Origin of the sequence: Marivita sp. (assembly GCF_051859345.1) — a bacterium.
In the GTDB taxonomy this organism is placed as follows: Bacteria; Pseudomonadota; Alphaproteobacteria; order Rhodobacterales; family Rhodobacteraceae; genus Marivita.
The window spans coordinates 1-11,818 of the sequence record NZ_JBHYFV010000061.1 but is presented as its reverse complement, the minus strand read 5'-3'; the positions used below and the strand labels follow the sequence as shown (position 1 = coordinate 11,818).

At 59.1% G+C, this 11,818-nt stretch carries 14 protein-coding genes; 2 read left to right on the top strand and 12 right to left on the bottom strand.

Features of this window, described 5'->3' with window-relative positions; genetic code table 11:
- Positions 1 to 184 precede the first annotated feature (184 nt).
- From ACTIEN_RS21025 to ACTIEN_RS20980, 10 genes are all read right to left on the bottom strand, one after another.
- The gene (locus tag ACTIEN_RS21025) at positions 185 to 964 is read right to left on the bottom strand and encodes a succinate dehydrogenase iron-sulfur subunit (protein WP_439525106.1); all 780 of its coding nucleotides are present in this window, start codon (positions 962 to 964) and stop codon (positions 185 to 187) included.
- A 10-nt stretch (positions 965 to 974) separates the two neighbouring features.
- Positions 975 to 1,283: a hypothetical protein gene (locus ACTIEN_RS21020; RefSeq protein ID WP_439525105.1), complete on the bottom strand. Its 309-nt coding sequence runs from the start codon at positions 1,281 to 1,283 to the stop codon at positions 975 to 977.
- Positions 1,283 to 3,088, bottom strand: a complete 1,806-nt coding sequence (sdhA, locus tag ACTIEN_RS21015) for a succinate dehydrogenase flavoprotein subunit (protein WP_439525104.1) — start codon at positions 3,086 to 3,088, stop codon at positions 1,283 to 1,285. Before sdhA ends, ACTIEN_RS21020 begins: the two co-directional genes overlap by 1 nt.
- A gap of 21 nt (positions 3,089 to 3,109) precedes the next feature.
- On the bottom strand, positions 3,110 to 3,481 hold the full coding sequence (sdhD, locus tag ACTIEN_RS21010) for a succinate dehydrogenase, hydrophobic membrane anchor protein (protein ID WP_439525103.1): 372 nt from the start codon (positions 3,479 to 3,481) through the stop codon (positions 3,110 to 3,112).
- A gap of 10 nt (positions 3,482 to 3,491) precedes the next feature.
- Positions 3,492 to 3,878 carry a succinate dehydrogenase, cytochrome b556 subunit gene (sdhC, locus tag ACTIEN_RS21005; RefSeq protein WP_439525102.1) on the bottom strand — a complete coding sequence of 129 codons (387 nt, stop codon included), beginning with the start codon at positions 3,876 to 3,878 and terminating at the stop codon, positions 3,492 to 3,494.
- Positions 3,879 to 4,245: 367 nt separating this feature from the next.
- Positions 4,246 to 4,656: a hypothetical protein gene (locus tag ACTIEN_RS21000; RefSeq protein ID WP_439525101.1), complete on the bottom strand. Its 411-nt coding sequence runs from the start codon at positions 4,654 to 4,656 to the stop codon at positions 4,246 to 4,248.
- Positions 4,657 to 4,743: 87 nt separating this feature from the next.
- Positions 4,744 to 5,775 (bottom strand): MaoC family dehydratase, encoded by a 1,032-nt coding sequence (locus tag ACTIEN_RS20995; RefSeq protein ID WP_439525100.1) that lies wholly within the window; start codon positions 5,773 to 5,775, stop codon positions 4,744 to 4,746.
- 46 nt (positions 5,776 to 5,821) lie between these two features.
- On the bottom strand, positions 5,822 to 6,025 hold the full coding sequence (locus tag ACTIEN_RS20990) for a DUF1737 domain-containing protein (protein WP_439525099.1): 204 nt from the start codon (positions 6,023 to 6,025) through the stop codon (positions 5,822 to 5,824).
- A 3-nt stretch (positions 6,026 to 6,028) separates the two neighbouring features.
- Positions 6,029 to 6,577: an NnrU family protein gene (locus tag ACTIEN_RS20985; RefSeq protein WP_439525107.1), complete on the bottom strand. Its 549-nt coding sequence runs from the start codon at positions 6,575 to 6,577 to the stop codon at positions 6,029 to 6,031.
- Between the two features lie 6 nt (positions 6,578 to 6,583).
- Positions 6,584 to 7,441: an HpcH/HpaI aldolase/citrate lyase family protein gene (locus ACTIEN_RS20980; protein WP_439525098.1), complete on the bottom strand. Its 858-nt coding sequence runs from the start codon at positions 7,439 to 7,441 to the stop codon at positions 6,584 to 6,586.
- 190 nt (positions 7,442 to 7,631) lie between these two features.
- Here ACTIEN_RS20980 and ACTIEN_RS20975 point away from each other — a divergent pair, with 190 nt between their 5' ends.
- Entirely contained in the window at positions 7,632 to 7,946 is a 315-nt protein-coding gene (locus ACTIEN_RS20975; RefSeq protein ID WP_439525097.1) for a hypothetical protein, read from the top strand.
- Here ACTIEN_RS20975 and ACTIEN_RS20970 read toward each other — a convergent pair.
- Positions 7,943 to 8,698 carry a sulfite exporter TauE/SafE family protein gene (locus tag ACTIEN_RS20970; protein ID WP_439525096.1) on the bottom strand — a complete coding sequence of 252 codons (756 nt, stop codon included), beginning with the start codon at positions 8,696 to 8,698 and terminating at the stop codon, positions 7,943 to 7,945. The genes ACTIEN_RS20975 and ACTIEN_RS20970 overlap by 4 nt on opposite strands.
- 147 nt (positions 8,699 to 8,845) lie before the next feature.
- Between ACTIEN_RS20970 and mdh the strand changes: the two genes are divergently transcribed.
- Positions 8,846 to 9,808, top strand: a complete 963-nt coding sequence (gene mdh / locus ACTIEN_RS20965) for a malate dehydrogenase (RefSeq protein WP_439525095.1) — start codon at positions 8,846 to 8,848, stop codon at positions 9,806 to 9,808.
- A gap of 66 nt (positions 9,809 to 9,874) precedes the next feature.
- On the opposite strand, the gene ACTIEN_RS20960 is transcribed toward mdh, so the two are convergent.
- Positions 9,875 to 11,320 carry a hypothetical protein gene (locus tag ACTIEN_RS20960; protein WP_439525094.1) on the bottom strand — a complete coding sequence of 482 codons (1,446 nt, stop codon included), beginning with the start codon at positions 11,318 to 11,320 and terminating at the stop codon, positions 9,875 to 9,877.
- Positions 11,321 to 11,818 lie beyond the last annotated feature (498 nt).

Below are 11,818 nucleotides of genomic sequence, written 5' to 3'. Positions count from 1 at the left end.
TATGAATCACCCAAAACGTCCCCAGTGAATCCGGTGAATATCAGATCAGCGAAAATCTGCCAAAGTAGTGCTAGCTTATCGCAATAAAGACGCCACGTCCTTGGCGAAATGACATCGCGCGCATTTGATAACCGCCGCACGCTACAGCGCGTCATACCGACTGTGGTGTGACGCGCTGCAAGGATCAAACGTGCCGTTCGACCATCAACTTCTTGATCTCGGCAATCGCCTTGGCCGGGTTCAGCCCCTTTGGACACGTCTTTGCGCAGTTCATGATCGTGTGGCAGCGATAAAGCTTGAACGGATCTTCCAGATCGTCCAACCGCTCGCCTGTCGCTTCATCCCGGCTGTCGATGATCCAGCGATAGGCGTGCAGCAACGCTGCCGGTCCAAGATAGCGGTCGCCATTCCACCAGTACGACGGACAGGCCGCCGAACAGGATGCGCACATCACGCATTCATATAGACCATCAAGCTTCTTGCGGTCCTCGATGGACTGTCGCCACTCCTTCGCCGGGCGGTTCGTCTTGGTCTCGAGCCACGGCATGATCGACGCGTGCTGTGCGTAGAAATGCGTCAGGTCCGGGATCAAATCCTTGACCACCGGCATATGTGGCAGCGGGTAAATCTTCACGTCGCCCTTGATCTCGTCCAGACCGTAAATACAGGCCAGCGTGTTGATCCCGTCGATGTTCATGGCGCAAGACCCACAGATCCCCTCGCGGCAGGAGCGGCGGAAGGTCAGCGTTGGGTCGATCTCGTTCTTGATCTTGATCAGCGCGTCCAGAACCATCGGCCCGCACTTGTCCATGTCGACGAAATACGTGTCGACCTGCGGGTTCTTTTCGTCATCGGGGTTCCAGCGATAGATGCTGAACTTGCGGACATTGGTCGCGCCTTCGGGCTTGGGCCAGGTCTTGCCCGTGCGGATTGTCGAATTCTTGGGGAGCGTCAGTTGAACCATGTCTCTCTCCTTAGCGAAGCAATGCTGGCAAGCCCTCGGCCGCCAGGCAAGTCAGTGTCTCGGGTTGCGAGACGATATCCGTCACGATCTGCACCGTGCTTTGTGTGGGGCCGGTCACGCCATCAAGCGCCAGCGCGCGAATCTGCACCGCGCTCGCATTGTCGATGACACAGTCCAGCGTCGGCTCGAGCGGAACACCGGGGAACCGCTCCACCAGCACGGGTGTGATCGCCGATCGTGCCGCATCGCGCGCAATCTGGTCCTGTTGCTGCACAGAGCAACCAGCCAGAAGAGCAAGCGACAATAGGACAAGTCTCATCAGAACGTCCGTTCCTTCGGCTTGATCTTCTCAAGGGAAATCCCGCCCTCTGCTTCGGTCGACAAAGGATCTTTCACCACAGGACGATAGCTCAGTTTGGTCTTGTTTCCCTCGACCCGCGCGATGGTGTGGACACGCCAGTTTTCGTCGTCGCGCGTGGTATAATCCTCGTGCGCATGCGCGCCGCGGCTTTCCGTGCGCGCCTCGGCCCCGGCAATCGTCGCCAGCGCGTTGGGCATAAGGTTGGTCAGTTCCAGAGTCTCCATCAGGTCGCTGTTCCAGATCAGACTCCGGTCGGTGACATGCAGATCGTCCAGCTTGCCTGCAATGACGATCATCTTGTCCAGACCCTCTTTCATCGTCTTGGCAGTGCGGAACACCGCCGCATCCGCCTGCATGGTCTTTTGCATCTCAAGCCGCAGATCGGCCGTCGGGATTGTTCCGGACGCATTGCGCAGCCCGTCGAAGCGATCAAACGCCTTGTCCACGGACGCGGTATTGGTCGCGGGAACCGCGCTTTCCGGGTCTACAACCTTGCCCGCACGGATCGCAGCGGCCCGGCCAAAGACCACAAGGTCGATGAGCGAGTTCGACCCCAGACGGTTCGCACCATGCACCGACGCACAGCCCGCTTCGCCCACGGCCATAAGTCCGGGAACAATGGCGTTCGGGTCTTTCTTGGTCGGGTTCAGCACCTCGCCCCAGTAGTTCGTCGGGATGCCGCCCATGTTGTAATGCACGGTGGGAATGACCGGGATCGGTTCCTTGGTCACGTCGACACCGGCAAAAATCTTGGCGCTTTCCGAAATGCCCGGCAGACGTTCAGCCAAAGCTTCTTTCGGCAGGTGCGACAGGTTCAGGTGAATGTGATCTCCCTCTGCACCCACACCACGACCTTCACGGATTTCCATGGTCATGGACCGGCTGACATAGTCGCGCGGCGCGAGGTCTTTATAGTTGGGCGCATAACGCTCCATGAACCGCTCACCTTCGGAGTTGGTCAGATAGCCCCCCTCACCGCGCGCGCCCTCGGTGATCAAACAGCCAGAGCCGTAGATGCCCGTCGGGTGGAACTGGACAAACTCCATGTCCTGAAGCGGAAGACCCGCCCGCGCCACCATGCCGCCACCGTCGCCGGTGCAGGTATGGGCCGAGGTCGCGCTGAAATACGCGCGGCCATAACCACCCGTCGCCAACACCACCATCTTGGCGTTGAAGACATGCATCGTTCCATCATCCAGTTTCCAGCAGATGACCCCGGTGCAGACGCCATCGTCAGACATGATCAGGTCGATGGCGAAATACTCGACATAAAACTCGGCATTGTTCTTGAGCGACTGCCCATAAAGCGTGTGCAGGATCGCGTGGCCGGTCCGGTCGGCGGCGGCACAGGTGCGCTGAACGGGCGGGCCTTCACCAAATTCGGTGGTGTGGCCGCCAAACGGACGCTGGTAAATCTTGCCTTCCTCGGTGCGCGAAAACGGCACGCCGTAATGCTCAAGCTCGTAAACCGCTTTGGGCGCTTCACGCGCCAGATACTCCATCGCGTCCGTATCACCCAGCCAGTCCGACCCCTTGACGGTGTCGTACATGTGCCACTGCCAATGGTCCGGGCCCATGTTGCTCAGTGACGCCGCGATGCCGCCCTGTGCCGCAACCGTGTGCGACCGTGTCGGGAACACCTTGGTCACACACGCGGTGCGCAAGCCCTGTTCTGCCATGCCAAGCGTGGCGCGCAAACCTGCGCCGCCCGCGCCGACGACCACGACGTCATATTCATGCGTCTCGTATTCGTATGCAGCCATAGTCTGTTTAGCTCCGATGTCTCAAAAGGCCATTTTGGCGATTGCGAAGACGCCAACGGCGGCCGCGCCGTAGCTGATGCAGGTCATGCCAAGGATGAGTATTTTTCCCCAGATACCGTGGACGTAGTCTTCGACCATCACCTGGAAACCGTCATTGAAATGCTTGAAGCCCACGATCAGGGTCAGCGCCGCGATAATCGCCGGGAAGGGGCGTGCGTAATAGGCCTGCACCTCTTCAAAGGACGATCCGAGGATACCGCCGAAGGTAAACACGAAGAACGGGATCAGCACCAAAAGCGCCACGGACGATTTCTTCATCGCCCAGAAATGCTCGGTCCCGGATTTTGCAGCACCCCAGCCAATGGCGCGTTTGCGGTCAGTCAAGAAAGCCATGTTGCGCGCCTCACCAAAGAACAATGACAGAGAAGATGGTCAGGACAGCGGACCCGATGATGACCGCCCAACCCAGCATTTCAGCCCGGTCAAGTTCCAGCATCTTGGCATTGTCCCAGATCAGGTGCCGGACACCCGCAAGCGTGTGATACCAAAGCGCCCAAAGCGACAGGAACATCACGATGTCACCGAACCAGCTTGTCACAAAGCCATTCGCGAACGCAAAATACTCCGGCCCCGTCGATGCCGCCAGCAACCACCAGACAATCATCAAGGCAGCGACAATAAGCGCATTGCCCGTAATCCTGGTCAGGATCGAGGTGATCGACGTAAGCTGAGGGCGATAAACTTGCAGGTGTGGTGACAGGGGTCGATTGCCCCGATTGACGTCAGCCATGATCTGAGTCCTTTCCGGTTCCTGAACACCGTTTTATTGGTTTTCAAAGCGGTGTCACGCGGCCCTAGGGTTAATAGGCGCGGTTTTTTGGCGCAACCGGCCAGATTTCTTTCTTTTTGTGATCACACGAGTAAATCTCGTGATCACAAATCGGAAAACCAACTCAAATCCGCTATTTCCAAAGTGAATTTCCGGCAGCACCACACCGCGCGCCCGACGGCGCGGAACCGGATTGCCCGCTTGTGACCACAAGTCAATGGGATGCCGAACCACTATTCTCGATCGCAACCCCGACCCCGAGCGCCTTCAGGATCCGACACCCGATACCCAAAAAAACACGCAAAGTCGGGGGCGCACATTTTGTCGATCAATACCCGAAAAGCCATGCGACGAACCCAAGAACAACAGCAACGAGTAGCGCCAGCGCCAATCGCCACGGTGTCTTGACAGATGTGTCCTTCTCAACACGGCGCGGAACGACGATGCTTGGAATCGCCATGGCAAACGTTGCCACAAGTATGACGACATGTGGCCAGGCCGCACCACCTGCGGCAGCACCCAAGATCAGACCCAAGAGGCAAAGACCAAAGCCCGCCAGACTGGCCGCCCAGACTCGATACAGTGCTTCAATCACCCGCTGCGTCCCTTCAGACACAGCCCCGTCCCGCTCAATGATGGACTTATGATATTCGAGAGGGGCTGCAGACAGCCCATATTTCCGGGCAACCAGAAACACACCCACCACGGCAATGGAATACAGGCCAAGGCTGATCAACATCGCGACATCCCCCGTAACTCAGGCCAGAATACCGGCAAATACCTGAAATCCAAGCCTGAACGCGGGCCTGAACTTGGGAACGGCATGTCAGACAGGCATCAAAGCCCAGTAATCCAGATCAAGCAGGACATGCGGCAGGTACTTTCCGTCCTCGCCTTTCAGGTCCATCGCACCTGCGGCCTTGGTCGCCACCAAGCGCAACCGCACCGCCCCCACACCCGGCGCATCGGTCTCGGCCTTGTCCAGAACTTCGGACCAGGCCCGCACGGTGTTTCCGCTGAAACAGGGGTTCGCATGCGCCCCGGCGTTCAGCCCGACAATCATCTGCGCATTCGCCAATCCATTGAACGACAGTGCCCGCGCCATCGAAATGACGTGCCCGCCATAGATCAACCGCTGACCGTCAGGCCGGAACGTGGCGTCGAAATGCACCTTGGCGGTGTTCTGCCAAAGCCGGGTCGCCATCATGTGCTCGGCTTCCTCGATGGTCACACCGTCGACGTGGTCAATCTTTTCCCCAACCTCGTAATCACCCCAACAGTGCGGCTCTCCAGCCAATTCAAAGTTGTAGTTGGTGAAATCGAGCCCTTTCGGAATGACCAGATCATCCACCGAAAGCACTGGTTTCAGCTCTGGCACAACCGTTTCCGGTGCAGGCGCATCGGCGTTGCGTTTGCGCACCATCACCCAGCGCACATATTCCATCACCAACTCATCATGCTGGTTCAGCCCGCGTGTCCGCACCCAGACGACACCTGTCTTGCCGTTGGAATTCTGCTTCAGCCCGATCACCTCGGATTCCGACCGAAGCGTGTCCCCCGGCCAGACAGGCGTCACCCACCGCCCTTCGGCATATCCCAGATTCGCGACCGCGTTCAGCGACACATCCGGAACCGTTTTGCCAAAGATCACATGAAACGCGATCATGTCGTCCAACGGGCTGAACGGCAAACCGCAATCCTGTGCAAACTGGTCCGAGGAATAGAGCGCATGCCGCGCCGGGTAGAGCGCATGATACAGCGCCCGCTCTCCCATCTTGACTGTGCGCGGCACCGCATGGCGGATCACCTGCCCGATCGAATAGTCTTCGAAAAAACGGCCTGCATTGGTCTTGGTCATGGGCATGTCCTTCGTCGCACCTGCGTGCGCGTTCCGCGGTAGAGTGTCACTGTTGGCCAAGCTTCATCTCCGGGCTGTAGGGTGTGTCGATCTCTTTGGTGACGGCCTGCCCACAGCGCATGACGCCATTGGCGTGATCGAAGGCATAGGTAGGATCGCCATAAAGCTCCCACCCCTTGCTCAGGGCCAGTGACACCTTGTGGCAAAAGGCCGACGTGTCGTCTTCGGTCAAAAGTCGATAGATCTTCATGGCTTACCCAGGAAACGGCCAAACGCCAAGCCACGCGTGAATGGCCGTTATCGCCACGAACATCACCACCGTTATGATGACAAGAACGACGTCCTTCTTTGCCTCGCCCGGCTGCGGACGATCCCAGACCGGAACCGCGCGGTTGATCAGGATCACCTCAAGCACCGCCCAGGCAAGCAGACCACCGAACAGGACGATCGACGCCAGATCACCATTTACCAGGAGGTGCGCCACCGCCCAGATCTTGACCGAGATCAGCTGCGGATGCCGCATCTTGCCACGCAAACGGCCCGTGGTCGCACTCATGCCGAAGACAAAGATCGCAATCAACATCAGCAGGTTGTTGATGTGCACCATGAAACTCGGCGGATACCAGACCGGGATGAACTCTGCCCCGCGATAGCCCCAGATCATCAGTCCAAGGCTGATGAAAAGGGCAACGGCCACCACACCCTTGCCTTTGTCGCCCATCGCCGCGCGCTGCTCGGGCGCGACACGCTTGAAGATATGGGCCCCAACCCAAATCAGCAGTCCGAGAACAAGAAGACCCATCATGGCTTACCCCGCTTGGATGGTTTCGATTGCCTCTGCTTTTGCCAGTATTTCACGCGCCGTTGCAACGTGAAGGTTTTCGACGATCTTTCCATCGACCACGGCCACCCCTTGCCCAGCCGCTTCCGCCTCTTCAAAGGCGGCGATCTGGCGTCGGGCAAGGTCGATTTCGTCGTCATCCGGGGCAAAGGCCACATTGGCGATGTCAATCTGTGCCGGATGAATCACGGTCTTTCCGTCAAAGCCCATATCGCGCCCTTGGCTACATTCCGCCTTCAGCCCCTCGTCATCCTTGAACGCGTTATACACACCATCCACGATCACCAGCCCCTCGGCCTTGGCCGCCAAGAGGCACATCGACAGAGAGGTCAGCAGCGGTACGCGATCTGCGCGGAACCGGGTCTGCAAGTCCTTGGCCAGATCATTGGTGCCCATGACCATACCGGCCATCTTCGGATGTGCGGCAATCTCGGCGGCATTCAGCATGCCGCGCGGTGTTTCCATCATCGCCCAGATCGGCAGATCGCGTGTGATCTCGGCCAGCGCGTCCAATTGCGCGGCGGTCTCGACCTTGGGCAACAGAACCGCATCGCAGTCCATTTGCGCCACCGCTTCTGCATCGGCGCGGCCCCAGTCGGTGTCCAGTCCGTTGATCCGCACGATCCGCACCCGCGCGCCATACCCGCCAGCGCCAAGCGCAGCAGTCAAGGTCGCGCGTGCCGCATCCTTTTCATCCGCTGTCACCGCGTCTTCGAGATCAAAAATGATTGCATCGACCGGCAGCGTCCGCGCCTTGTCCAGCGCCCGATCCTTCGATCCCGGAATGTATAGAACCGAGCGATAGGGGCGGCTGCGCATGTCCATGGCGGTCTCCTGAGCAAGTCTTGGTAATAATGTTGCGCCAGAGAGCTACATTCTTTTCCGAAAACTGCAAGGGGCAATCTGCTGCACCGCAGAAAAAAGTGCTGCACCCGCATTCCGCACGCCGCGTTAACCATTTCACAACCCCCGGATCGGACGCTCTGCCGCATCACAGCCGAAAAGGGGTAAGGCGATGAAACAGAACTTCTGGACCATGACAATCCTGGCCACGGGCGCACTGATCGCGTCATCGACACTGACCCAGGCACAACAGAACTGCGCCGACCGCAACCTAGTGATCGAACGTCTGGCCAGCGCCTATGGCGAAACCCGCCAATCCATCGGCCTCGCGCAGAACAACACGATGGTCGAGGTGTTCGCTTCCACCGCAACCGGCACATGGACGATCGCCGTCACCAACGCCGCCGGTCTGACCTGCCTTGTCGCCAGCGGTCAGGCGTTCGAGGCGCTGGCCGAAACCCTGCCGACCCCGGCCGAGGATGCCTAGGTCAGCGCGTCCCAGATCAGTTTTGATCCCGTAACCATCAGCAACACATAGGTCAAACCAAAGAACACCCGTTCGGGCACAACGTGATGCGCCCGAACGCCCAGATACGTCCCCAGAACCGCAAACGGCGCCAGCGCAAGATTGAGGCTGAGCGTCTCCAGCGTGAAAAAGCCCATCGCGGCGTAAATCCCCGCCTTCAGCACGTTCATCGCCCAGAAAACGATCACGGTCGTCGCCTGAAACGCGGTCTTGCTCAGCCTTCGACCCAGCAGATACACCGCCGCCACCGGCCCGCCTGCATGGCTGACGAAGCTCGTAAAGCCCAGCGCGACGCCTGCGGACACACCTGCCGTCGGTGACATCGGTCGTTCCCCGATCTCCAACCACCCCGCCGCCTGCACCAATTGCCAGACGACGAACGCGACCGAGATTCCGCCGATCAACAACCGGATCACATCGTCATTCGCCCAACCAAAGATCAGCGCGCCCAGGAATGTCCCGGGCACACCGCCCCACAGCAAAAGCCGCGTTTCCGGCCAGCTCCACTTTTTCCAGTAGGGAGGAAGGCTCACCACATCTATCAGCATGAGCAGCGGCAACATGACCCCCAGCGCTATCGCCGGTTCGACCACCAGCGCCAGAATCGATGCGCTGGCAAAGGCTGCACCTGACCCGAACCCGCCCTTGGACACACCTGCAAACAGCACTGCAGGCACGCCAATGGCAAAAACTGTCCAGCTCAGAACGTCCATTCCAGCCCCACTTTCCTACGGGATATCATCGACATATCCGGCCCGTCCCCAATCCACCAGCGTGGACGTGCGTCCTCGCCGCACTTGCGAAACGGTGCCAGTCGGACTAGCACGACGCAAATTCAATACGGACCGGAGACAAATTCCATGGCCAGACCCAAGATTGCCCTTATCGGCGCGGGACAGATCGGTGGCACCCTTGCCCACCTCGTGGCACTCAAAGAACTGGGCGACGTCGTGCTTTTCGACATCGCTGAAGGCACCCCCGAGGGCAAGGCTCTCGACATCGCCGAATCCGGCCCGTCCGAAGGGTTCGACGCCAAGCTGAAAGGCACGCAGGACTACGCCGACATCGCCGGCGCAGATGTCTGCATCGTCACCGCCGGTGTGCCGCGCAAGCCGGGCATGAGCCGCGATGACCTTCTGGGCATCAACCTCAAGGTGATGAAATCCGTCGGCGAAGGCATCGCCGCCAACGCACCGAATGCCTTTGTCATCTGCATCACCAACCCGCTCGACGCGATGGTCTGGGCGCTTCAGAAATTCTCGGGACTGCCGACCAACAAGGTCTGCGGCATGGCAGGCGTTCTCGACTCTGCCCGCTTCCGTCACTTCCTGTCGCTCGAATTCGATGTCTCGATGAAAGACGTCACCGCCTTTGTGCTTGGTGGTCATGGCGACACGATGGTGCCGCTCACACGCTATTCGACCGTTGCCGGTATCCCCCTGCCCGACCTGGTCAAGATGGGTTGGACCACGCAGGACAAGCTTGACGCGATCGTTCAGCGCACCCGCGACGGTGGTGCAGAGATCGTTGGCCTGCTGAAAACCGGTTCGGCCTTTTATGCGCCCGCCACATCGGCCATCGAAATGGCGGAAAGTTATCTCAAGGACCAGAAACGCCTTCTGCCCTGCGCCGCTTATTGCGACGGCGAATTCGGCCTGAACGGCTTTTATGTCGGCGTCCCGACCGTGATCGGCGCGGGCGGCATCGAAAAGGTCGTGGACATCAAGCTGGCGAAAGACGAGCAAGTGATGTTCGACAATTCCGTCAGCGCCGTGAAAGGCCTTGTCGAGGCCTGCAAGGGCATCGACGACAGCCTCTCCTGAGCCTGGTTCCGAGACATGGAAAAACGCCCCGAGGTCTTCCTCGGGGCGTTTTTTGTTTGAGACGGCTCACGTCTCTTCGTCGACCAGTTCCTCATCTTGCTCTTCCGAGTCGGGGCTGGTCTCGCCATCGCTTTGCGACTCATCCGAGGTGTCGTTCCCGCTGTCAGAGGAGTTTGCACCATCTTCGGGGGTTGCGGACTCGCTCTCCTGGCCGGATTGTGCGCCCTGCGACGCGCCTTCGGAAGCGCCCTCTTCGCTTTCGCCACTACCGTCCGAGGACGAATCGGAGGTGTCGTCACCCGACTGAGCGCCATCGCTGCCGGAGGGCGAACCTGTACCGTCATTCGCAGAACTTTCCTCTGCCGAACTTTCGTCCTGCATCGCGCTCGACGGCGCACCATCACCGGAACCATTTTGTGATTCAGACGTGGACTGATCCGCCGCTTCGTTCTCATTGGCAGACGTATCGGAGTCTGACTCCTCATCGCTCGAGGTCGTCCGCGACTGTGCCGCTTGTGCGTTTTCCTCAGCCCCGGCATCTGATCCTTCTTCCGACTCCGATCCCGCGCTCTCGCCGCTCTGTTCCGACTCAGCCGCGTCCGAGGATTCGCCCGATGTCCCGGCTTCTTCCGAGGTGGATTGCGCGTCCGTCTCACCCTCTGCGGTGATCTCGGACAGGATACCCTCCTCGATCTCGCTCAACCGCGCGCCGCGATCCTCGACCTGTTGGGTCAACTGCGTCAGCACGTCCTGAATGTTGCTTCGCTGCTCTTCGGCACTCGCAACGTCCTCTTGCAGGGCTTCGCCACGCGTGGACAGGCGTTCGACTGTGGATTGCAACTCTGCACGCTGGCTCTCGAGATCGCCGACCTGTGTTTCCATTTCGGCCAGCGCCGCCTCCGTTTCGGCCTTTCGGTCGGACAGGCTTTGAATGTCGTCCTGCGCCTGTGCCATCTGCTCGGCAACCGTCGCGCTTTCCTCGTTCAACTGCGCCAGCGTCTCGCGGACATCGGCTTCGTTCTGCCGTGCCTCTTCAAGACGCGCGGTGACGTCCTGCAATTCTGTCGTGTGATCCGTGATCTGCTGTTCAAGCTCTGCGCTGCGCGCGTCGAACGTGTCTATCGTTTCCTGCAAAGGGGTCGCTTCCTCGCGAAGCCCTTCCAGCGTGTCCTGCGCGGACGAAATTTCCGACTCGAGGTCGGCTCTTCGGGCCTCGGCATCGGACACGTCGTTGCCAAGCGTATCGACCTGCGCCTGCAACTCATCACGCTGACCGGTCAATTGCTCGGCCTCGGGCTCCAATTCGCCGATCCGTGTCCGCAGCTCTTCTACGGTGCCGTTCAGTTCGGTTTGTTCCGACAACGACGCCTGAGCCTCGCTCACTTCTCGCGTCAGGTTGTCTTCGACACGGTTTTTCGTAACGCCGAAATACACGGCAAGCAGGATTCCGACTGCGGCGAGAACGCCCAATCCCAACATTTTCTTCTCGGACGAGGAAGAGTCTGACGACATGATGATACTCCGTATTCGCGAAAACTTGATGTGGTTTGAACGCGGTCGGCAAAGACAAGGTTCCCATTTCAAGGGATCGTTCGGACGAAGGTCTGACTGAGACCGTCGGCATCCAATCCGGCCAGACCGTGCTGACCCGTTGAAACGCAACAACCTTATCGCGATCCTGCAATGGACCGGATCACTTCTGTTCCGCGACGAAAAAATGTGGCCAAAGATAGCCCGGTCCAGCCCCGCATCACAGAAAGTCGGGAAATCCGGACCACCCGACCGCGCGCGTCTTCTGAACGGTTCACGCCACAACAATCGCCCGCAAAGGCGTGATCGGATCAAGAGAATCGGGTATGTCGATCTGTAAGAAGCGGATAATTCAGTCAGAAAAGCCAATTTTGTGATCACACGATTTTTCTGTGTGATCACAAATGTCGCTTTTTCCGTCCCAGAGGCCCGGTGCGGCAAAAAAACCATTAAGTTTGCCCAGCATACACTCTTATATCG